Origin of the sequence: Pseudomonas sp. R32 (genome assembly GCF_009866705.1) — a bacterium.
GTDB classification, from domain to species: Bacteria; Pseudomonadota; Gammaproteobacteria; order Pseudomonadales; family Pseudomonadaceae; genus Aquipseudomonas; species Aquipseudomonas donghuensis.
Genome location: NZ_CP019396.1, coordinates 2,200,874 through 2,221,224, shown reverse-complemented (window position 1 = coordinate 2,221,224; position 20,351 = coordinate 2,200,874). Strand labels below are relative to the sequence as shown.

21 protein-coding genes and 1 riboswitch are annotated in these 20,351 nt (G+C 64.1%); of the genes, 16 read left to right on the top strand and 5 right to left on the bottom strand.

Annotation, left to right across the window (positions count from 1 at the left end; genetic code table 11):
• Positions 1-4 precede the first annotated feature (4 nt).
• Positions 5-856 (bottom strand): CAP domain-containing protein, encoded by an 852-nt coding sequence (locus PspR32_RS10255; RefSeq protein ID WP_010225530.1) that lies wholly within the window; start codon positions 854-856, stop codon positions 5-7.
• A 209-nt stretch (positions 857-1,065) separates the two neighbouring features.
• Between PspR32_RS10255 and PspR32_RS10250 the strand changes: the two genes are divergently transcribed.
• The gene (locus PspR32_RS10250; RefSeq protein WP_036996118.1) at positions 1,066-1,680 is read left to right on the top strand and encodes a cell wall hydrolase; all 615 of its coding nucleotides are present in this window, start codon (positions 1,066-1,068) and stop codon (positions 1,678-1,680) included.
• Between the two features lies 1 nt (position 1,681).
• Here PspR32_RS10250 and PspR32_RS10245 read toward each other — a convergent pair whose 3' ends face one another.
• Positions 1,682-2,377 (bottom strand): DUF1963 domain-containing protein, encoded by a 696-nt coding sequence (locus PspR32_RS10245; protein ID WP_159388413.1) that lies wholly within the window; start codon positions 2,375-2,377, stop codon positions 1,682-1,684.
• A 97-nt stretch (positions 2,378-2,474) separates the two neighbouring features.
• The gene (locus PspR32_RS10240) at positions 2,475-3,065 is read right to left on the bottom strand and encodes a TetR/AcrR family transcriptional regulator (protein WP_010225524.1); all 591 of its coding nucleotides are present in this window, start codon (positions 3,063-3,065) and stop codon (positions 2,475-2,477) included.
• 89 nt (positions 3,066-3,154) lie between these two features.
• On the opposite strand from PspR32_RS10240, the gene PspR32_RS10235 reads away from it, so the two are divergent.
• The gene (locus PspR32_RS10235) at positions 3,155-3,802 is read left to right on the top strand and encodes an NAD(P)H-dependent oxidoreductase (RefSeq protein WP_036996120.1); all 648 of its coding nucleotides are present in this window, start codon (positions 3,155-3,157) and stop codon (positions 3,800-3,802) included.
• A 5-nt stretch (positions 3,803-3,807) separates the two neighbouring features.
• On the opposite strand, the gene PspR32_RS10230 is transcribed toward PspR32_RS10235, so the two are convergent.
• Positions 3,808-4,224, bottom strand: a complete 417-nt coding sequence (locus tag PspR32_RS10230; RefSeq protein ID WP_159388412.1) for a hypothetical protein — start codon at positions 4,222-4,224, stop codon at positions 3,808-3,810.
• Between the two features lie 161 nt (positions 4,225-4,385).
• Between PspR32_RS10230 and PspR32_RS10225 the strand changes: the two genes are divergently transcribed.
• From PspR32_RS10225 to PspR32_RS10215, 3 genes are all read left to right on the top strand, one after another.
• Positions 4,386-4,892, top strand: coding sequence for a sigma-70 family RNA polymerase sigma factor (locus tag PspR32_RS10225; RefSeq protein WP_010225519.1), 507 nt, complete (start codon positions 4,386-4,388; stop codon positions 4,890-4,892).
• On the top strand, positions 4,889-5,872 hold the full coding sequence (locus PspR32_RS10220; RefSeq protein ID WP_159388411.1) for a FecR domain-containing protein: 984 nt from the start codon (positions 4,889-4,891) through the stop codon (positions 5,870-5,872). Before PspR32_RS10225 ends, PspR32_RS10220 begins: the two co-directional genes overlap by 4 nt.
• Before the next feature lie 86 nt (positions 5,873-5,958).
• The gene (locus tag PspR32_RS10215; protein ID WP_159388410.1) at positions 5,959-8,409 is read left to right on the top strand and encodes a TonB-dependent siderophore receptor; all 2,451 of its coding nucleotides are present in this window, start codon (positions 5,959-5,961) and stop codon (positions 8,407-8,409) included.
• An 803-nt stretch (positions 8,410-9,212) separates the two neighbouring features.
• On the opposite strand, the gene thpR is transcribed toward PspR32_RS10215, so the two are convergent.
• The gene (gene thpR, locus PspR32_RS10210) at positions 9,213-9,752 is read right to left on the bottom strand and encodes an RNA 2',3'-cyclic phosphodiesterase (protein WP_036994705.1); all 540 of its coding nucleotides are present in this window, start codon (positions 9,750-9,752) and stop codon (positions 9,213-9,215) included.
• Positions 9,753-9,900: 148 nt separating this feature from the next.
• Here thpR and PspR32_RS10205 point away from each other — a divergent pair, with 148 nt between their 5' ends.
• The 11 genes from PspR32_RS10205 to PspR32_RS10155 all read left to right on the top strand — a co-directional run bounded on the left by PspR32_RS10205 (position 9,901) and on the right by PspR32_RS10155 (position 20,293).
• Positions 9,901-10,677, top strand: a complete 777-nt coding sequence (locus PspR32_RS10205; protein WP_100782258.1) for an ABC transporter substrate-binding protein — start codon at positions 9,901-9,903, stop codon at positions 10,675-10,677.
• A gap of 24 nt (positions 10,678-10,701) precedes the next feature.
• Entirely contained in the window at positions 10,702-11,391 is a 690-nt protein-coding gene (locus tag PspR32_RS10200) for an ABC transporter permease (protein ID WP_010225298.1), read from the top strand.
• A gap of 13 nt (positions 11,392-11,404) precedes the next feature.
• The gene (locus PspR32_RS10195) at positions 11,405-12,100 is read left to right on the top strand and encodes an ABC transporter permease (RefSeq protein WP_374045246.1); all 696 of its coding nucleotides are present in this window, start codon (positions 11,405-11,407) and stop codon (positions 12,098-12,100) included.
• 9 nt (positions 12,101-12,109) lie between these two features.
• A complete protein-coding gene (locus PspR32_RS10190) occupies positions 12,110-13,222 on the top strand; it encodes a succinylglutamate desuccinylase/aspartoacylase family protein (RefSeq protein ID WP_010225302.1) in 1,113 nt (370 codons plus the stop codon).
• 19 nt (positions 13,223-13,241) lie between these two features.
• Positions 13,242-14,006: an ABC transporter ATP-binding protein gene (locus PspR32_RS10185; protein ID WP_010225304.1), complete on the top strand. Its 765-nt coding sequence runs from the start codon at positions 13,242-13,244 to the stop codon at positions 14,004-14,006.
• A gap of 82 nt (positions 14,007-14,088) precedes the next feature.
• The gene (locus PspR32_RS10180; protein ID WP_010225307.1) at positions 14,089-14,994 is read left to right on the top strand and encodes a MurR/RpiR family transcriptional regulator; all 906 of its coding nucleotides are present in this window, start codon (positions 14,089-14,091) and stop codon (positions 14,992-14,994) included.
• A 76-nt stretch (positions 14,995-15,070) separates the two neighbouring features.
• On the top strand, positions 15,071-15,583 hold the full coding sequence (locus PspR32_RS10175; RefSeq protein ID WP_010225309.1) for a bifunctional diaminohydroxyphosphoribosylaminopyrimidine deaminase/5-amino-6-(5-phosphoribosylamino)uracil reductase RibD: 513 nt from the start codon (positions 15,071-15,073) through the stop codon (positions 15,581-15,583).
• Between the two features lie 76 nt (positions 15,584-15,659).
• A complete protein-coding gene (gene lpxO, locus PspR32_RS10170; RefSeq protein WP_010225312.1) occupies positions 15,660-16,559 on the top strand; it encodes a lipid A hydroxylase LpxO in 900 nt (299 codons plus the stop codon).
• Positions 16,560-16,725: 166 nt separating this feature from the next.
• Positions 16,726-17,070 carry a carboxymuconolactone decarboxylase family protein gene (locus PspR32_RS10165; RefSeq protein ID WP_026001434.1) on the top strand — a complete coding sequence of 115 codons (345 nt, stop codon included), beginning with the start codon at positions 16,726-16,728 and terminating at the stop codon, positions 17,068-17,070.
• A 95-nt stretch (positions 17,071-17,165) separates the two neighbouring features.
• Entirely contained in the window at positions 17,166-17,723 is a 558-nt protein-coding gene (locus tag PspR32_RS10160; RefSeq protein WP_036994699.1) for a GNAT family N-acetyltransferase, read from the top strand.
• A 115-nt stretch (positions 17,724-17,838) separates the two neighbouring features.
• Positions 17,839-18,044: riboswitch (cobalamin riboswitch) on the top strand.
• A 107-nt stretch (positions 18,045-18,151) separates the two neighbouring features.
• Positions 18,152-20,293 (top strand): TonB-dependent receptor, encoded by a 2,142-nt coding sequence (locus tag PspR32_RS10155; protein ID WP_010225319.1) that lies wholly within the window; start codon positions 18,152-18,154, stop codon positions 20,291-20,293.
• Positions 20,294-20,351: the final 58 nt, after the last annotated feature.

Here is a 20,351-nt window from a genome sequence, read left to right as displayed (position 1 = left end):
CGCCTTACGGCGCGCCGAACATCGCCGTCCAGTAGATCCCGGCATCGCTTTTGGGGTCGACCGCGTAGGCCGCGCCCAGCTCGCTGAACAGCGGGTTCATCAGGTTGGCGCAGTGGCCGGGGCTGGCCAGCCAGCCATCGACCACCTTGCGCGGGGTGTCTTGCCCGGCGGCGATGTTCTCGCCGACCTGCTGGCCGGCATACCCGGCAAGCTCGGCACGATCGCCCGGGGTACGGCCATCGCGGTCCTTGTGGTCAAAGACATTGTTGTTGGCCATGCCCCGCGTGTGGCTCTCGGCAGCGCCGGCCAGGGTGGCGTTCCAGGCCAACGGCGTGGTGGCGTTGAATGGCTGGCCGCCGCACTGGCGCGCCTGGCCGCGTGCGCTGTTGATCATCTCCAGGACCTTCTGCCCTTCGGCCTGCCAGTCACCCAGACGCCCGGCCAGCAACGGCCGCGCCAGGACGATGCGCCAATCGCGGCCCTCGCGGCTGACCCCGACATCGACGAATTGCGGGTCGAGCACTACCTGGCAGAAACTCTCCTGCACCGCCTTCATGGCCGACTGCGCATCCCGCGGCCCAGACAGGCTGATGGCCTGGACGTTGACCATCGGGTAGCTCTTTTGCGCCAGGACCGCGCGCAGGTCGCCCATGCTGTTGGCCGGCAACACCAGGCGCGGATCGCTGGCCAGCGGCGGCAATTCCATCGAAGCCTGGCCGGCGCAGCGCTGGGCCTGGCTGCGGTAGGCGTTGATCGACTCGACCAGCTGCGACTCGTCACTGGCCTGGGCCGTCACGGTAAACGCCAGCCCCAGCGACACAGCGGCCAGGTGCACAACGGATGAGATGACGCGCATGTAAATCTCCCTTGAACGGACTGTGCCCATGATGCGCGATTTGTCCGTCAGCGGGCAGTGCCTGGGCAGCAAAACCTGCTGGTGGTCGGTTGGAATGATTGGTCGGCCGTGTTGTCGATTCAATAGAGGGCGCTCAACTGCAGGGCGCCGCTGGCGATAGCTACAGGCCGGCATTCAATTCGACGGGTTAGCAGTGAAAGGGGCTGACCATGCGCCTTGCCATTCTCATCACTTGCCTTGCTCTCGCCCTGCTCCTGGCGGATAGTGCCGCTGCGCAAAACCAGGCCCGGGAGGCCGAAGAAAAAGCCCAGGTGCTGGAGCAAAAAGCCGCCAGCAACCCCGATGCGCCACCCGCGCCCAGGTCCCAAGCCATCACCAGGACCGAAGTCCAGGCCGTCGACCCGGCCGGTGCAGCAGCGCTGGATGACGCCATCACCTGCCTTGCGCGCAGCATCTACTGGGAATCCAAGGGCGGTAAAGCCGCGGATATGGAAGCGGTGGCCAATGTGGTGATGAACCGGGTCGGCCATGCGGGCTTTCCCGATTCGGTCTGTGGTGTGGTCAAGCAAGGCTCGGAGCAAGGCGCCTGCCAGTTTTCCTGGTGGTGCGATGGCCGCTCGGACGATGTCCAGGAAGAGGTGCGCTACACCCTGGCCAAGGAGATCGCCCGCAAGGCCCTGAACAGGCAATTGCCTGATCGCACCGGCGGCGCCCTGTACTTCCACGACCGGCACGTGCGGCCGGACTGGTCGAAAAGCTATGCCCGAACGGCCGAGACCCGTGAGTTTCTGTTCTACAAGCCGCGTAAGGGCAAGTCACACTAGCTCAATAGAAGTCGTAATAGAGCGCCCACTCGCCGCTGTCGCGATGCTTCCAGAACATCAGGCTACCGCTGTCGACCACGTTGAGGTTGATCTTGGCATCGGATGAAATCTGGAAGACGAACTCGAAACCTTCGCCAGGGTCGACGCCCGATTGGCAGAACGACGGATAGCCGCCGATCTTGTGCTCGTAGGCGTGGGTGATGACCTCGTAGTAACACTCGATGTCCCCTGCCCGTTCGAGCTTGACGATTTCCGTGACCAGCTCATCCGGCACACCGCCGCCATCCCACAGTGGATAGTCTTCAGCGAGTTCTTCAGCGCGCAAGGGAAAAGCTTTGAGGAAGGAGTTGTCGACCGGCAGGTCCTTGCGCACCAGCTCATCGTCGGCGCGGTATTCACGGATCAGCCAGTTGTCGCCCATGGCCTCGAACTCATCCGGGAACGGGTAGCCGACGAACAGGGTGAGGACGCGGATGTCCTTGAGCGCCGGGCTGCTGAACGGCAGGCTGGGCAGGTGGAACTGGGCCACCGGCAACAGTTGTTCGCCGGCAGCGTTGGTCGGTACGCCTTCGTCGGGGCGGTAGAGGAACACCCGGCCGAGCCAGCTTTCTTCATCGCTGTTACTGGGGCGAAAACCACCGGCGAAAAAGCGCGTGGCGGGTTTGGCCAGGCGTTGTTTGATTGCTTGAATGTCCATATTACTCATCTATTTGACAGGCCCTATCGCGGGGCAAGCCCGCTCCTACAGGTGTGCTCTGCAGCCTGTGGGAGCGGCGCTTGCCCCGCGATGCATTTTAACTGCGCACCACCATCGCCTTGATGGTCTCGAACAACTCCTGCTGCGCCTGCTCCGCCGTAATCTCACCGTTCGCCGCAGAATGAGACAACGCCTCGGCCGCGCCGATCATCGCCCGCAATCCCGCGACGCCAATCTCGCCACGGCCACTGAACGGCTCCAGCAGCGCCCGGCATTTGCCCATGAACACCGCCTCGTACTCGCGCTTGAGCTGCTCAAGCTCCGGCGAGCTGGCCAGCGCGGCGATCACCCCGGGAATCTCCCGGCCCTGGGTCAAGACGCAGTCGACGTAGGAGCTGGCAATCACCGCAGCGGTACTTTCAAGCGTCGGCTCACTGGCGGCCAGGGCGGCATCCATCACCGCCGTCTGGCGCACATCAAAGGACTGATACAGCGCCGCAAGCAGCCCCGAACGGGTACCAAAATGGTCATAGACCACCGGTTTGGTAACCCCGGCCAACTCAGCCAGGCGCCCCAGGGTCAGGGCTTCGGTACCCTCCTCACGGATCAGGTGCCAGGCCACGTCCAGGAGCTGCTGCTGACGGTCTTCCCGGGACAGGCGCCGACGCGGTTGCGGATCGCTTGACATGCTTACCTACCAAAAGTAACTTACCAAAGGTAACTTATACCCAGCATACAAGTTATGCCCCTTCCCCGCAATTCGCAGGAGTCCTTGCCATGCACGCACTTGTGGTTGTCGCTCATCATGATCCGCGCTCGCTGACCCACAGCCTGGCGGCCACGTTCGCTGAAGGCCTGGCGCACAACGGCGATCGCGCCGAAGTCGTCGACCTGTACGGCGAAGGCTTCAACCCGCTGTTCGGCCCTGCCGACCACGCGGTCCACCATCGCGCAACAGCGCCCGCCGATGTGCTCGCCGAGCAGGCGCGCATCGACCGCAGCGATGCCCTGGTGCTGATCTATCCGGTGTACTGGTGGTCGATGCCGGCGCTGCTCAAGGGCTGGATCGATCGGGTCTTCGTCAATGGCTGGGCCTTCGACTTCAGCCCCCAGGCCCCCCTGGTGAAAAGGCTGCGGCACCTCAATGTGCACCTGGTCGGCGTCGGCGGCGCCGATGCCGCAACCTATGCCAGGCATGGCTATGAGCAGGCAATGAAGACCCAGATCGATCACGGCATCTTCGATTACTGCGGCGCCCGGGTGCTGAGCTCGACCTTGCTGCTGGACTCGGAAAGCGCAGACCCCGGCGCCCACCTTCAAAGCATGTTCGAGCGCGGCCGCACCTTGTTCGCCGAAGTGCCCGAGCCCCCTGAAGCGGCGGCCTGCTCGAGACCAAGCGATCCATTGATGCCGCTGGTGAGCTGAGCGGCTCAGGCATGTGACAGCAACGCAAACATCAGCCTGGCATCCTCGATGAACCGGCCGGCCTGGCCCAGCACGAACAGGCTGTCATCGGACTCCAGCGGCTGCGCCTCGAAGCCGCTGACATCCAGCGGCGCAAACCCCAGCACCACCCGCGTGGTCTGGGGCGTGCAGAGCTGTGCAATCAGCGTCTGCAGGTCGAGCGCTTGCCTGGCGAATACGTCATAGAGCGTCATAACGATGCGCCCATCATGGGCCAATGCACAGGGCTGGTAGCCCTCGCCCCAATAGCCATCCTGGTACCACTGCTCGAAATCGAACTCGAACGTCTGGTGGGTCAAGGCGTTGAAGCTGGCGCGCAGCCGCGTATCGTCCTTGAAGTGTTCCAGCAGACTGGACTGCTGGCCCGCGAGTGACAGGTCCATTCTCTTTCCCTTGCTTCGTCTGGGCGCCACCCTATAACTGCCCCCACGGACAGTCTGTAGGTAAATTGTAAAGCGGCGCCCCTGCAGGTGATTGCACCTTGCCTTACTGCACAGGTAATATTGAGAACGATTCACACTAACACCTTCGGAAACGCCAACCGGTGCCAACCTCCTCCACCCGCAAGCTGGGCTTTTTCTTCAGCGACCACCACCGTTGGCTCCTGCAGCATATCCACAAGCGCCTGCGCAACCGCGCCGATGCCGAAGACACCGCCGCCGAGACCTTCTGCCAGATGCTCGCGGCCCAGGTCGACCCTGCGAGTATCCAGCAGCCGCGCGCCTACCTGTCGACCATCGCCCGCCGGTTGATTTTCGACCGCCATCGCCGTCGCCAGCTGGAGCTGGCCTACCTGGAACGTTTGTCGGCCCTGCCCGAGCCGCTGGCGCCCTCCCCCGAGGAGCAACTGCTGCTGATCGAGGCACTGGTGAGCATCGACCGGGTGCTCGACGGCCTGCCGATGATCGTCAAGGCCACCTTCCTCTACAGCCAGCTCGATGGCATGAGCTACGTCGATATCGCGCGCAAGCTCGACCTCTCCGAGCGCACCGTCAGCCGCTACATGAAGCAAGCCCTGAGCCAGTGCTACCTCAGTGAGCTGGCGCCATGAACCCGCGCCGCCTCGACCCAAGCGCAGAAGCCGCCATCGACTGGATGGTGCGCTTGAGTTCGGGCAACACCGACGCCCAGTTGCACAGCGACTTCAGCCAGTGGCTGGGCAGCGACCCGGCTCACGCCCAGGCCTGGGCACACTTGCAAGAGCGCCTTGGCGGTGCCTGCCAGACCGTGCGCAACTTCGAGCGCCGCGCCCCCGGCCAGGCCGGTGAGGCTCGCCAGCTGTTGCTGCAAGCCAATGGCTCTCGGCGCGAACTGCTGCGTGCCTTCGTCGGTATCGGCGTGCTCGGCGGTGGCCTGTGGCTGGGTGCGCGCAGTGAGATGGGCGAAGCGCTGCTGGCCGATTTGCGCACAGCCAGGGGCGAGCGCCGGGACTTCACCCTGGCCGACGGCAGCCGGCTCAGCCTGAATGCCGGCAGCGCTGCCGACCTGCAGTTCGATGCCGGTCAACGGCTGGTTATCCTGCGCCGTGGCGAACTGATCATCCAGGTCGCCGCCGACCCGCAGCGGCCGTTGCGGGTGCGTAGCGCCCAAGGTGAAATGCGCGCCCTCGGCACGCGCTTTCTGGTCAGCCAGGAGGCCGAGGCCACGCGCCTGGTAGTGCTTGAGCATTCGGTACGGGCGCGGCTGTTCAACGGCAGCGAGCTGGAGGTGCAGGAAGGCCAGGCCGCGTTGCTGCGCGGCGAACGCATCGAGGCCCTGGGCAATGGCGAGCGCCAGCGTGCCGACTGGCTCAGCGGGCGCCTGAATGTGCTGGATGATTCCCTCGCCTCCGTGGTCGAGGCGCTACGCCCCTACTACCGAGGGTTTGTCCGGGTCGAACCCGAGGTTCGCGGGCTGCGCGTGCAAGGTGTATTCCCGTTGGACGAACCGCAGCGGGCCTTCGCCGCACTGGCCGAAACCCTGCCGGTCAAGGTCGATCAATACAGCCCCTGGCTGACGCTGATTCGGGCCAAGAATCAGCGTCAAGAATAATTTATGAAAATCACTCGTATTTGTGTCCGGTTTTCATTTCTCATCACACCTATCTCCTGACACGCCAACATAATCAGGAGAATTCCGTGCTCAACCCTTGGTCCCACGCCCTTCCTGTCGCCGTGGCCCTGGCTACGCTGGCCAGCACCGCCCAGGCCCAGGAACAGGCCCTGAGCTTCAACCTGCCCGCCACCTCACTGGCCAGCACCCTCAATGCCATCGCCAGCCAGAGCGGCCGTATCGTTTCCCTCGATCCGGCGTTGGTCCAGGGCAAGCAGGCACCGGCAATCGTCGGCAGGATGAGCGCCGTGCAGGCCATGCAAAAAGCCCTGGCCGGCAGCGGCCTGCAGTTGCTGGTCACCGAACAGGGCAACTTCAGCGTGCTGCCGAGCATCGACACCGGCAACGCCCTGGAGCTGGGCGCCACCAGCATCAGCGGCATCGGCGGCGGTGTCGATGCGGCCACTACCGAGGGCACGGGCTCCTATGCGGCGCGGGCGACCACCATTGGCAAGGGCAGCCATACGCTCAAGGAAATCCCCCAGTCGGTCACGGTGATGACCCGCCAGCAGATGGACGATCAGAACATTGTCGACCTCAAGGACGCGGTCAACCAGACCACCGGCCTGGTCGGCTTGCAAGGCGTAGGCCCGGGCCTGATCATTTCATCGCGCGGCTTTCAGATCGACGACTGGCAGTACGACGGCGTGGCGATCCCGCGCAACACCTACTCGCTGGGCAACTGGGCGACCCAGGACCTGATCTTCTTCGACCGCATGGAAGTGCTGCGCGGTGCCTCGGGCCTGTTGCAAGGCACCGGCAGCCCGGGCGGCACCGTCAACCTGGTGCGCAAGCGCGGCCAGAACACCCCCACCGTGACCGTCACCGGCAAGGCCGGCAGCTGGGACCACTACGGCCTGCAACTGGACGCCGGTGGCCCGTTGAACGATGCCGGCACCGTGCGCGGGCGCTTCGTCGCCGACGAGGACCAGAGCGATTCGTTCGTCGACTACGAATGGAGCAAGACCCATTCGCTGTACGGCGCGCTGGACTTCGACCTGAACGAGGCCACCACCCTGGGCTTCGCGGTCAGCCAGTCCAACGCCGAGTCGCGGCCGATGCTGCGCGGGTTGCCGCGCTATGCCGACGGCAGCGGCCTGGATGTGCCGCGTTCGACCTTTACCGGCTCGCGCTGGAACCATTCGGAAATCGACGTCACCACCCTGTACGCCGACCTTGAGCACCGCTTCAACGACGACTGGAAATTCCACGTTGGTGCGATCCGCATGAGTGAAACCAACGAGTCGACCCACCAGCGGGTACAGACCGTTGACGATGCCATCAACTTCGATGGCAGCGGTGTCAGCTATGCCGACTGGGTGACCGATTTCGACTCCACCAAGATCGGTGCCGACATGTACGTGGAGGGCAAATTCAACGCCTTCAACCTCGAGCAGGAAATCACCCTGGGTGGCAACTACTCGAAGCTGACCACCGATGACCTGTTCGCGCGCACCTTCAACGACAGCACTGACAACATCTTCGCTATCGACCATCACCGCCCGGACATCAACTACGACAGCTTGCTCGCCAAGCCCAACGGCCGTGGTTTCAGCAGTGGCTATGACGTGCGCCAGAAAGGCCTGTACGGCGTCTGGCGGGTCAAGCTGGCCGAGCCGTTGACCCTGGTGCTGGGTTCGCGGGTCAGCTGGTTCGACTACCGCTATGACTCCACCACGTATGCCGCCATCACCCGCGCCCCTTCGGTCAGCCCGACCAGCACCATGACCGAAAGCGGCGAAGTTACCCCGTACGTCGGCATCATCTACGACCTGAGCCATGAATGGTCGCTGTACGCCAGTTACGCCGACGTCTTCGTGCCGCAGACCGAACGCGCCGTCGGCGGCGCGGCGCTCAAGCCGATCATTGGCAGCAACTACGAAATGGGCATCAAGGGCGAACTGCTCGATGGCCGCGTCAATACCTCCCTGGCGGTGTTCCGCTACGACCAGGAAAACCGCGCGATCACCGACAAGGCCTCAGGCTTTGCCTGCGATGACTGGTACTGCTCCACCGCCGCCGGCAAGGTACGCAGCCAGGGTATCGAAGCCGAAGTCAGCGGCGAAGTGCTCAGCGGCCTGCAGCTGTTCGCCGGCTACACCTACAACACCACGACCTTCCTCGAAGACCCGGACAACAAGGGCAAGGTGTTCAGCACCTGGACGCCCAAGCACATGCTGCGCATGTGGGGTAACTACCAACTGCCGGGTGACTGGAGCAAGGTCAGCACCGGCCTGGGCTTCACCGCGCAGTCCCATACCCTGGGTTACGAGCATACCTACGACGTACCCGGCTACGCCGTGTGGAACGCGCGCCTGGCGTACCAGCTGACCCCGGAAGTGGGCCTGGCGCTCAATGCCAACAACCTGTTCGACAAGCACTACTACATCGCTGCCTACAACCAGCTCAACGGCAACAACAACTTTGGTGACCCACGCAACTTCACCTTTACCGTGAAGTACACGCCGCAGTTCTAGGTTGCTAGTGCCGGCCCCATCGCTGGCAAGCCAGCTCCCACAGTGGATCTGTGTACGCCGGACTTGTGGGAGCTGGCCTTGCCCGCGATCGGGCGCGAAGCGGTCGTAATCCAGGCACCACCTGATGTGCTGGCTGTACCGGCCTCATCGCTGGCAAGCCAGCTCCCACAGTGGATCTGTGTACGCTGGACTTGTGGGAGCTGGCCTTGCCCGCGATCGAGCGCGCAGCGGTCGTAATCCAGGCACCACCTGATGAGCTGGCTGTACTGGCCCCATCGCTGGCAAGCCAGCTCCCACAGTGGATCTGTGTACGCCGGACTTGTGGGAGCGGGTCTTGCCCGCGATCGAGCGCGCAGCGGTCGCAATCCAGACACCACCTGATGTGCTGGCTGTACCGGCCTCATCGCTGGCAAGCCAGCTCCCACAGTGGATCTGTGTACGCCGGACTTGTGGGAGCGGGTCTTGCCCGCGATCGAGCGCGCAGCGGTCGTAATCCAGGCACCACCTGATGTGCTGGCTGTACCGGCCCCATCGCTGGCAAGCCAGCTCCCACAGTGGATCTGTGTACGCCGGACTTGTGGGAGCTGGCCTTGCCAGCGATCGAGCGCGAAGCGGTCGTAATCCAGGCACCACCTGATGTGCTGGCTGTACCGGCCTCATCGCTGGTAAGCCAGCTCCGTACGCCGGACTTGTGGGAGCTGGCCTTGCCAGCGATCGAGCGCGCAGCGGTCGTAATCCAGGCACCACCTGATGTGCTGGCTGTACCGGCCTCATCACGGGCCAAGCGCGAAGCGCGTCGTAGACTATAACGGCCACTGCGCCAACGGCCAGTACTGGCCCTTGCGCGACTCGAACAAGGTGAAGTGCCGCGCGCGCAGCACAAAGGCTGCCGGCTCCAGGGCTTCAGGCTCACTGCCACGGTAGTCGCGGGCCAGGGTCAGGTGCGGACGGTAGTCCCGCGGGTCCTGGACAATGCCCAACGGCAGCATCGCCTGCTGCAACGCGTACGCCAACTGGCGCAAGGCCGCAGGCGTCTGGCTGGGCACCAGCACCAACGCCTTGGCCGGGCGCCACACCTCAAGCCGGTCGAGCACCAGCGTCAGCAACTCGCCGGGCACCTTGACACCCGCGGCAGCGGCCAGGATCGCCGGCAACTGAGCAGTGCCGGCGGCACCGACGAACATCAGGGTCAGGTGAAAGTTCGCCGACGGCACCGGCCGGGCGGCGCCCATATCCAGTTCGCCGCGCCATCGGGCAATGGCCCGGCGCTGTTCTGGCCCGCAATCAAGGGCAAAGAACAGCCGCTTGAACGGCTCACCGGTTTCGCCAATGCCTGGGGCCATGCCGTGCTCTCCTTGGGTCGAATGCTGAGTCTAACCCCTGCGCGGATGTGCCGTCAGTCGCCGAACTGATATTTTTATTTTCAGAAAATTGATTTCTGAAATTATTCATGTCATTTCTATGCGTACCCCACCCACCGGAGTCAAGAATATGAACAAGACCGGACTTCTAGGCGCACTGGCCCTCTGTGCCTGCAGCGCATTCGCCCAGGCCGACCAAGGCAGCCTGCGTATCGGCATCGAGGCCGCCTACCCGCCCTTCTCCTACCGCACGCCACAAGGCGAACTGGCAGGCTTTGACTACGACATCGGCAACGCCCTGTGCGCGCAGATGCAGGTCAAGTGTCAGTGGGTGATCCAGGAATTCGACGGCATGATTCCGTCCTTGAAAGTACGCAAGATCGACGCGGTGCTGTCGTCGATGTCGATTACCGAGGACCGGCTGAAATCGGTCGATTTCACCGACAAGTACTACCACACGCCCGGCAAGTTCGCGATGAAGGCCGGCAGCCAGATCAACGATCCGACCACCGATCTCAAGGGCAAGCGGGTCGGCGTGCAGCGTGCCTCGACCTACGACCGCTTCGCCACCGAGCAGCTGGAAAGCGCCGGCGTCGAAGTGGTGCGCTACGCCTCGCAGAACGAAGCCTTTCTCGACCTTGCCGCCGGACGCCTGGACGCCACCCTCGCCGATATCGTCAACACCACAGAGAGCTTCATCAAGACCCCGGCCGGGCAAGGCTTTGCCCTGGTCGGCCCGGATATCAGCGATCCGCAGTACTTCGGCCGCGGCGCCGGGATTGCCGTGCGCAAGGGCGACAGCGCCAACCTGGCCAGGCTCAACGCCGCCATCGCGGCGATCCGCGCCAACGGCACCTACCAGCAGGTGCAAAGCAAGTACTTCCCGTTCGATATCTACGGCCACTAAGCCCGGCTGGCGAGGACTTTCATCATGCTTCATGGCTACGGATCGAGCATTCTCGATGGCGCCTGGCTGACCATCAACCTGGCCTTGCTGGCCATGGCCATGGCCATCTGCCTCGGCCTGTTCGGCGCGGCCTGCCGCTTGTCGCCACTCAAATGGCTGGCCCGCCTGGGTGAGCTGTACACCACGGTAGTGCGCGGCATCCCCGACCTGGTGCTGATCCTGCTGGTGTTTTATGGCGGCCAGGACCTGGTCAACCGCCTGGCATTGGCCCTGGGTTACCAGCAGTACATCGACATCAACCCATTCATTGCCGGGGTCTGCACCATGGGCTTCATCTTCGGCGCCTACCTCTCGGAAACCTTCCGTGGCGCCTTCCTGGCCATCCCCAAAGGCCAGGCCGAAGCCGGTGCAGCCTACGGCATGAGCGCCCTGCAGGTGTTCTGGCGGATCAGCGTGCCGCAGATGGTGCGCCTGGCGCTGCCAGGCTTTACCAACAACTGGCTGGTGCTGACCAAGTCCACCGCGCTGATTTCGGTGATCGGCCTGCAGGACATGATGTTCAAGGCCAAGAACGCGGCCGATGCCACCCATCAGCCGTTCACCTTCTTTGTTGCCGTGGCCGGCCTGTACCTGCTGCTGACCAGCCTGTCGCTGCTGCTGTTGCGCGGCGTCGAGAAACGCTACTCGGTCGGCTGCAAAGCCGCCGAACTGTGAGGGGAGTTGTTTGATGCTCGACTATCAGCTGATCTGGCAAAACCTGCCGCTGTACTGCAACGGCATCCTGCTGACTTTGAAGGTACTGCTGATCTCCCTGGCCTGCGGCCTGGCGCTGGCGATCCCGCTGGCCCTGATGCGGGTCTCGCGCAACTGCCTGCTGCGCTATCCGGCCTGGCTCTACACCTATGTGATCCGCGGCACGCCGATGCTGGTACAGCTGTTTCTGATCTATTACGGCCTGGCCCAGTTCGAAGCCGTACGCCACAGCGCGCTGTGGCCGTACCTGTCCAGCGCGACCTTCTGCACCTGCCTGGCGTTTGCCATCAACACCAGCGCCTACAGCGCCGAGTTACTGGCCGGCAGCCTGCGGTCCACGGCCCGTGGCGAGGTCGAGGCGGCCCGGGCCATGGGCATGTCGCGCCTGACGATGTACCGGCGCATCCTGCTGCCTTCGGCCCTGCGCCGGGCCCTACCGCAATACAGCAATGAAGTGCTGATGATGCTGCAGACCACCAGCCTGGCCTCGATCGTCACCCTGGTCGATATCACCGGCGCGGCTAAAACCTTCAATGCCCGTTACTACCTGCCCTTCGAGGCGTTCATTACCGCCGGGCTGATCTACCTGGCCCTGACATTCATGCTGGTGCGCCTGTTCAAGCTGGCCGAGCGCCGCTGGCTGGCCTACCTCGCCCCGCGCAAGCACTAAGGAGCTTTCATGCAGCAAATTGACCATGTTCTGCCCTGGAGCGCCTGCGGCACCCAGCGCACCCTACGCCTGTTTCGCTTCGGCAGCGGCCCGCGCAAGGCCTATATCCAGGCGTCGCTGCACGCCGATGAACTGCCCGGCATGCGGGTGGCGGTCGAACTCAAACGGCGCTTGGGCGAACTTGAGGCCCAGGGCCGGCTCAGTGGCGTGATCGAGCTGGTGCCACTGGCCAACCCGATCGGCATTGGCCAGATGTTCCAGGCCACGCACCAGGGCCGTTTCGAGTTCAACAGCGGCAAGAACTTCAACCGCGATTTCCCGCCCTTGACCGAAGCCCTGGTGGCGCGCCTTGAGGGCCAACTGGGCAGTGACGGCGCGGCCAACGTGGCAACGATTCGCCGGGCCATGGCCGCAGCCCTCGCCGAGTTGCCCGCGGCGCGCAGCGAGCTCGATGGCCTGCGCCGCGTGTTGCTGCAAAGCGCCTGCGATGCTGACCTGGTACTGGACCTGCACTGCGACTTCGAATCGGTGATGCTGCTCTACGCCCTGCCGCAGAACTGGCCAAGCCTGCGCTCGCTGGCGGCCCGCCTGGGTGCCGAAGCGGTGCTGTTGGCCGAGGACGCCGGTGGCGACGCCTTCGATGAAGCCTGTGCGGTGCCCTGGCTGCGCCTGCGCGAGTACTTCCCCGAGGCCGAGATTCCCCTGGCCTGCGTGGCCACCACCGTCGAACTGCGCGGCATGGCTGATACCGGGCGTGAACAATGCCAGGCCAGCGCCGAGCAGATTCTCGGCTACCTCGCCGACCAGGGGCTGATCAGCGGAGACTGGCCCGAGGCGCCCAGCCAGTGCTGCGTCGCCACGCCCTTTGCCGGGGCCCAGTACGCCTATGCCGAACACCCCGGGGTAGTTAGCTATCTGCAGCCCTTGGGGGCATGGGTGTCGGCGGGTGACCCGCTGTTCGAGGTGATCGATCCGCTCAGCGATCGCCACAGCGTGGTCAGGGCCAGCATCGACGGCATCCTCTATGCCCGTGAACGCCTGCGTTTCGCCCAACCCGGCCTGTGGCTGGCCAAGGTCGCCGGCACTACGCCGATACGCCACGGCCGCCTGCTCACCGACTGACACCAGCGAGTACTGACTGATGAACAAACTGCAAATCAACGACCTGCATAAAAGCTACGGCACCCACCAGGTGCTCAAGGGCGTCTCGCTGCAGGCCAGCGCCGGTGACGTGATCAGCATCATCGGCTCCAGCGGCTCGGGCAAAAGCACCTTCCTGCGCTGCATCAACCTGCTTGAGCAACCCAACGCCGGCGAGATCCTGGTCAACGGCGAGCAGCTGAAGCTGCGCAGCTGCCCCCGCGGCGGGCTCCGGGCCGCCGACCCGCGTCAGCTGCAACGCCTGCGTGCGCGGCTGAGCATGGTCTTTCAGCACTTCAACCTGTGGTCGCACATGAGCGCGCTGGACAACGTCATGGAAGCCCCGGTGCAGGTGCTGGGCATCAACCGCAAGGAAGCCCGCGACAAGGCCGAACACTACCTGCACAAGGTCGGCGTCAGCCATCGCCGCGACGCCTACCCTGCGCACATGTCCGGCGGCGAACAGCAACGGGTGGCAATTGCCCGCGCGCTGGCCATGGAGCCGGAAGTGATGCTGTTCGACGAGCCGACGTCGGCGCTCGACCCGGAACTGGTCGGCGAAGTGCTCAAAGTCATGCAGGACCTGGCCAGCGAAGGCCGGACCATGGTGGTGGTCACCCATGAAATGGGCTTTGCCCGCGAGGTGTCCAACCAGTTGCTGTTCCTCCACCAGGGCATTGCCGAAGAACGTGGCCACCCTCGTGAAGTGCTGGCCAGGCCGCAGTCCGAGCGGCTGCGCCAGTTTCTCGCCGGCAGCCTCAAGTAAGCCCCCAGGCCTCGCCCCGACTGCACGCCGGGGCGAGGCTTGGGATACACTGCGGCGCATCTTTCAGGGAGCCTTGCAACGGATGTCGAGCACGCCGAAGAACACCACCGTCTACGCCTCGCCGGTCATGCGCAAGCTGTCGGAAAGCCTCGCCGAGTTGCAACCGTCGTTGCGCAAGGTGGCCGACTACATCCTGCGTCACCCGCTCAAGGCGGCCACCCTGACCATCGAAGAGATGGCCCAGGCCACCGCCACCTCGCCCGCCGCCGTCAACCGCCTGGCCAAGGCCCTGGACCTGGGCGGCTACAGCGGCATGAAGGCCGAGCTGGTGAGCACCCTGCAACAAATGGTCTCGCCCGTGGACAAGCTGCGCAATGAACTGGCCCAGCGCCCCGGTGGCGAGTTCGGCCTGCACGAGCAGATCCACAGCGCCAGCAGCAACCTGGCGACCACCCGCAGCATCAACCCGGCGGACACCTTCGAGGCCTTCATCACCTGCCTGACCCAGGCCCGCAAGGTCTATGTGCTGGGTTTTGGCAACAGCGTCTACCTGGCGGGCCTGGCGGCCTCGACCCTGGTACCGTTCTGCGCCGATGCCTGCGCCATCAGCATGGAGGGCGGCAACGAAAACGCCGCCTACCGTCTGGCGGCGATCACTGACCAGGACGTGCTGTTGGCGATTTCCCTGCCGCGTTACTCCCAGGACACCCTGCAGCTCTCACGCTTTGCCCATGAGCGCGGCGCCACGGTGCTGGCGATTACCGACTCGCCGGCCTCGCCGCTGGCGCCCATCGCCCGTCATACGCTGTTCGCCGCCGCCGATCACCCGGTGCTGACCAGCTCCAGCATTGCCGTGCTGGCACTGATCGAAGGCCTGGTGGCCGGGGTCATGGCGCGTAACAAGGAAGCGGTGCAACTGGCCACCGAACTGACCGAGAGCGTGATGTCCTACCTGCATGTACCCGGCAACAAAATCACCCGCAAGTGAGGCGGCAAAGACGCGCAAGCTGAATTACGCTGTGTACGCGCCTGTGCGCACTCACTACCCCAGGAGCTGAACGACAATGGATTGTTTTTCACCCAGCGATAAGCTGTTCATGCATCAGGCCCTGAGCGAAGGCCGCCGCGCCTTGCCCGCCTGCCTGCCCAACCCGCCAGTGGGCTGCGTGCTGGTGCGCAACGGCCAGATCATCGCCCGCGGCTTCACTCAAGCGCCCGGCCAGCACCATGCCGAAGCCATGGCCATGGCCCAGCTGGACGGCGATGCCGACGACGTCACCGCCTACGTGACCCTTGAGCCCTGCTCGTTTCATGGCCGCACACCTTCCTGCGCCACCGCCTTGGTCAAGCGCGGCATCCAGCGTGTGTGCGTGGCCATGCTCGACCCCGATCCACGCAATGCCGGGGCCGGTATCGCACTGCTCGAGGCCGCGGGCATCGAGGTGCTGGTGGGCGTGCTGCAAGCCCAGGCCGCGGGGGACCTCGGTCGCTACCTCAAGCATCCGCCTGGCGCTGAACCGTTAACGCAAACGCTTGCGCCTAGCACTATGGTCGGGCACACAACCGGTAACATTTAGTACAAACCAGGGAGATGATTGTTTATGCTGGCGGGCTTATGCCATGGCGCATCGCCACATCGACAAGTATCCGCCCATGAAAATCTTCCTCGTTTTACTGTTCGTGTTCTCCATTGCCTACGTCCATTTCCGTGGCCGGGTGCGGCACAAAGTCACCCGCCAGCTGGGTGATCACTCAAGCTTCCTGGCCCCGGTCAACGTGTTCCTGTACCTGTTCTCCAAGCTGCCGGCCAAGCCTTACCTGCCGGTTGAATCCTTCCCCGAGCTCAAGCCGTTGCAGGACAACTGGCAGGAAATCCGCGCCGAGGCCCAGCAACTGCTGCATGTCGGCGAGATCAAGAGCTCGCAGAATTACGACGACGTCGGCTTCAACTCGTTCTTCAAGAGCGGCTGGAAGCGCTTCTACCTGAAGTGGTACGGCGAAAGCCACCCTTCGGCAATGAAGCTGTGCCCGCGCACCACCGAGCTGCTGCAAGGCATCGGCACGGTCAAGGCGGCGATGTTCGCCACCCTGCCTCCGGGCTCCAAGCTGGTGCGCCACCGCGACCCTTACGCAGGCTCGTACCGTTACCACCTGGGCCTGGACACGCCCAACGATGACGGCTGCTACATCTGCGTTGACGGCGAGAACTACGCCTGGCGCGACGGCGAGGCGGTGGTGTTCGATGAAACCTACATCCACTACGCCTCGAACCAGACCGAACACAACCGCATCATTCTGTTCTGCGACGTCGAGCGTCCGCTCAAGTACCGCTGGGCCACGGCGTTCAACCGCTGGTTCAGCCGCAGCGTGATGGCCGCGGCGGCCGCGCCCAACGATGCCGGCGACAAGACCGGTGGCATCAACCGGCTGTTTACCCGCATCTACAAGATCCGCGAGCGCGGCAAGGCGCTGAAGAAGCGCAACCGCACCCGTTACTACCTGGAGAAATGGGCGGTGGTGGCGGCGTTGGTGCTGGTGTTCATCTATATCTGATTCAGACCGCTATTGCAGGCAAGCCAGCTCCTTGTAGGAGCGGGCTTGCCCCGCGATGGGTCCCCTCCTAAAGTCCTGCTTTTCCCCGACCATCGACCAACGGCGCCCTGCCGCAAAAAAAACTAGCTTCACTGTTCTAGTTGCCAACCACACCAAGGTGAAGACAATGAGCATGATGGACTGGGATGCCTACCGTAATCAGTTGATGGCCGGCATTGGCGATCTCAAGCAACTCTCTCCCGACACGGTCAACGGTTACATGACCGCCAGCGGCGCCGGAGCCAAGACCAACCACCTGGACGCCAAGACCCGCGAGCTGATCTCCCTGGCCGTGGCGGTGACTACCCGCTGCGACGGCTGCATCGCCGTGCATTCGGCTCAGGCGGTCAAGCAAGGCGCCAGCCGCGAGGAAATCGCCGAAGCCCTGGGCGTGGCCGTGGCGATGAATGCCGGGGCGGCGCTGGTGTACTCGGCGCGGGCCCTGGATGCGGTGGGCAAGGCCGAGCAGTAAATTCCCCACAAGTGAGTGCGCGGCCAACGCCGCGCCTCACCCACTTCCTGGCATTTTCGCATAAGCTAGCAGGCGAACCGTTTTCAGGAACCCCCATGATCCACATCCGCCCCATGACCGCCGCTGACTTCGAGCGCTTCTGGCCGACCTTCCAGGCCATTGTCAGCGCCCGCGAAACCTATGCCTTCGACCCGGCCATGAGCCAGGAGCAAGCCCGCCAGCTGTGGCTGGACGCGCCGCTGCAGACCCTGGTGGCCGAAGAAGATGGCGTGCTGCTCGGCTCCTACTTCCTCAAGGCCAATGCCGCCGGCCCCAGCAACCATGTCAGCAATTGCGGCTACATGGTTTGCGATGCCGCCCGCGGGCGCGGTGTGGCCCGGTTGATGTGCGAGCATTCGCAGCAGTTGGCGCGGGAGCTGGGTTTTCTGGCCATGCAGTTCAACTCGGTGGTGTCGAGCAACGAGGTGGCGGTGGCCTTGTGGCAGAAGCTTGGCTTTGCAATCGTCGGGCGCTTGCCCAAGGCCTACCGGCATGCGCGCCTGGGGCTGGTGGACAGCCTGGTGATGTACAAGTGGCTGGAGGAGCCGAAGCAGCCGGTGCTGATCGGACGCAAGAATATCGAGGCGGTGGTTTCGCGCAAGCGCGGGCGTTGAATCTGTATTGACTGTGCTGGCCTCATCGCGGGTCAAGCCCGCTCCTACAGGAGCCGGCTTGCCGGCTGATCTGCTCAGATTCCCAAGCCGTTGACTGCAAAGGCTTTCAGTGTTCAGATGCGCGCCAGTTTCAGGTGTCCTGCGCCGCCGTGCGCAGGGTGAAACGGGAAGCCGGTGCGTCATGCCAATGACTAGTCCGGCGCTGCCCCCGCAACGGTAAGCGAGCGAAGCCTTCGAAACACCACTGTGCTCCGGCATGGGAAGGTGAAGGCCTTCATGACCCTCGCAAGCCCGGAGACCGGCCTGAGGCTTTTGTTTGGCAACCCCGCGGTGGGCGGGCGCAGGCCGGTTGGCGTTCGCCTGCGCGCGCCATTCCTCCGTGCGTTGTTCCCTCCGGGATTCATTCTTCCTGTTGACTGTGGAACGACATGTCCCGTAACTCCAAGCTTCACACCCTGGCGGCCAATGCCCTGGCTCCCTGCCTGGCCTTCTGCGTGCCGGCTTTCGCCGATGACACCCGCCCTTCTACCTTGGCCCTGCCCTCGACGGCCATCACCAGCAGCAGCGACAACGAAACCATCAGCCTGGCCACCCCGCTGCCGACCGGCTCGCGCCTGAACCTCAGCGCCATGGACACCCCGGCCAGCACCAGCAGCCTCGCAGGCGAGGTCATCGAGGGACGCAACAACCTCACCGTGCAAGACGCCGTGACCCGTTCGCCGGGCATCACCTCGGTGGCCACCCCGGGCAACGGCAACACGGCGCTGTCGGCCCGCGGCTTCAGCGGTCACGGCTCGGTGATGACCCTGTTCGACGGTTCGCGGATGTACACCGGCGCCGGCACCCAGAGCTTCCCGGTCGACCCGTGGATGGTCGAGCGCATCGACGTGATCCGCGGCCCGGCCTCGGTGCTGTACGGCGAAGGCGCCACGGGTGCGGTGATCAACGTGATCGCGAAAAAGCCGTTTGCCGGCGAGATCCGCAACCAGCTGCGCCTGGGCTACGGGTCTTACGATCGCCAGCAACTGGGCCTGGACAGCGGCGGTTCGCTGAGCGAGCGGCTGAGCTACCGGATGACCCTCAACCGCCAGGCAAGCAACGGCTGGATCGACCGTGGCGACTCGAAGAACCTGGCCATGAGCGCCGCCCTGCGCTTCGACGCCAGCGACGACCTGAGCTTCACCCTCGCCCACGAGCGCGGCGACGCCGAGCCGATGAACTACTTCGGCACGCCGCTGATCGACGGCCATTACCGCGACAGCCTGGGCAAGAAAAACTACAACCTCAAGGATTCGGCCCAGCACTACCACGACGAATGGACCCGCTTTAACACTGATTGGGCCATCAGCGATTCGATCAGCGCCAGCAACCAGCTGTACTACCTCAAGAGCCGCCGGCACTGGCGCAACGCCGAGGACTACAGCTGGAACAACAGCGTCGGCCAACTGCAGCGTGGCAGTTACCTTGAAATCAAGCACGATCAGGAGCAGATCGGCGACCGTCAGAGTTTTACCTTTGACCATTCGCTGTTTGGCCTGGCCAGCAAGACCGTGGTCGGCGCCGAATACAACCGCATCCGTTTCGGCATCGACAGCAACTCGCCGTACAACGACATCGGCGGCGACTTCATCAACCCATGGCAGCCGGCGCCAGGGTACTTCCACAGTAAAGATCCGACCCGCCCGCAGACCGACAGCACCACCCGCACCTTTGCCCTGTTCGCCGAGAACCGCACGCAGCTGTCGGAGCGCTGGTCGCTGGTGACCGGCATTCGCCGCGACCAGAACCACATCGACCGCAACAACCTGGTCAACGACACCCGCACGGACCGCAGCCTCAACGGCGGCAACTGGCGCGCCGGGCTGGTGTTCGCGGTCAACGACGAGCTGAGTCTGTACGGCCAGTACTCCACCAGCGAAGATGGCGTCAGCGACCTGGTCACCTTGAGCCCGACTCAGCAGCAGTTCGACCTGACCGAAGCCAAGCAGACCGAATTCGGCCTCAAGCAACTGTTCTGGGACGGCCGCGGCGAGTGGACCCTGGCGGCCTATCACATCGTCAAGAAGAAGCTGCTGGTCGATAACCCCGACACCCATCAAAAGGAACAGGCCGGGCAGCAGACCTCCGATGGCCTGGAAGCGACCCTGGAACTGGCCCTGGCCAACCAGTGGCACGTCTCGGCCAACGCCTCGTTGGTGCGCGCCAAGTACGACGATTTCGACCAGACAGTGGGCGGGCAAACCGTCTCCCGTGCCGGCAACCGCCCAAGCAATGTGCCACGGCGTACCGCCAACCTGTGGGTCAGCAAAGGCTTGAGCCACAACGTGGATGCTGGCATGGGCCTGCGTTATGTCGATGAGCGTTATGCCGACACCGCCAACTCCCGGAGCGTGCCGGGCTTTACCGTGGTCGATGCCAACCTGGGCTGGCAGGTGCTGCCGGATGTGCGCCTGGGCTTGCAGTTGAACAACCTGCTGGACCGGCGTTATGCGGCCACCGCACACAGTGGCGAGCAGTGGCTGATGGGTGAGCCGCGGTCGTACTTTGCGACGGTGGATTACACCTTCTGAGGTGAACCCGGGCTGCTTTGCAGCCCATCGCCGGCAACGCCGGCTCCCATAGGGAGTT

Bases quoted from the DNA above. Each gene is read 5' to 3' on its own strand.
- lpxO (WP_010225312.1), top strand. From the start codon at position 15,660: ATGAAAATCTTCCTCGTTTTACTGTTCGTGTTCTCCATTGCCTACGTC.
- PspR32_RS10160 (WP_036994699.1), top strand. From the start codon at position 17,166: ATGATCCACATCCGCCCCATGACCGCCGCTGACTTCGAGCGCTTCTGG.
- PspR32_RS10230 (WP_159388412.1), bottom strand. From the start codon at position 4,224: ATGGACCTGTCACTCGCGGGCCAGCAGTCCAGTCTGCTGGAACACTTC.
- PspR32_RS10250 (WP_036996118.1), top strand. From the start codon at position 1,066: ATGCGCCTTGCCATTCTCATCACTTGCCTTGCTCTCGCCCTGCTCCTG.
- PspR32_RS10180 (WP_010225307.1), top strand. From the start codon at position 14,089: ATGTCGAGCACGCCGAAGAACACCACCGTCTACGCCTCGCCGGTCATG.
- thpR (WP_036994705.1), bottom strand. From the start codon at position 9,752: ATGGCCCCAGGCATTGGCGAAACCGGTGAGCCGTTCAAGCGGCTGTTC.
- PspR32_RS10240 (WP_010225524.1), bottom strand. From the start codon at position 3,065: ATGTCAAGCGATCCGCAACCGCGTCGGCGCCTGTCCCGGGAAGACCGT.
- PspR32_RS10255 (WP_010225530.1), bottom strand. From the start codon at position 856: ATGCGCGTCATCTCATCCGTTGTGCACCTGGCCGCTGTGTCGCTGGGG.
- PspR32_RS10200 (WP_010225298.1), top strand. From the start codon at position 10,702: ATGCTTCATGGCTACGGATCGAGCATTCTCGATGGCGCCTGGCTGACC.
- PspR32_RS10235 (WP_036996120.1), top strand. From the start codon at position 3,155: ATGCACGCACTTGTGGTTGTCGCTCATCATGATCCGCGCTCGCTGACC.
- PspR32_RS10185 (WP_010225304.1), top strand. From the start codon at position 13,242: ATGAACAAACTGCAAATCAACGACCTGCATAAAAGCTACGGCACCCAC.
- PspR32_RS10220 (WP_159388411.1), top strand. From the start codon at position 4,889: ATGAACCCGCGCCGCCTCGACCCAAGCGCAGAAGCCGCCATCGACTGG.
- PspR32_RS10155 (WP_010225319.1), top strand. From the start codon at position 18,152: ATGTCCCGTAACTCCAAGCTTCACACCCTGGCGGCCAATGCCCTGGCT.
- PspR32_RS10245 (WP_159388413.1), bottom strand. From the start codon at position 2,377: ATGGACATTCAAGCAATCAAACAACGCCTGGCCAAACCCGCCACGCGC.
- PspR32_RS10205 (WP_100782258.1), top strand. From the start codon at position 9,901: ATGAACAAGACCGGACTTCTAGGCGCACTGGCCCTCTGTGCCTGCAGC.
- PspR32_RS10190 (WP_010225302.1), top strand. From the start codon at position 12,110: ATGCAGCAAATTGACCATGTTCTGCCCTGGAGCGCCTGCGGCACCCAG.
- PspR32_RS10195 (WP_374045246.1), top strand. From the start codon at position 11,405: ATGCTCGACTATCAGCTGATCTGGCAAAACCTGCCGCTGTACTGCAAC.
- PspR32_RS10175 (WP_010225309.1), top strand. From the start codon at position 15,071: ATGGATTGTTTTTCACCCAGCGATAAGCTGTTCATGCATCAGGCCCTG.
- PspR32_RS10165 (WP_026001434.1), top strand. From the start codon at position 16,726: ATGAGCATGATGGACTGGGATGCCTACCGTAATCAGTTGATGGCCGGC.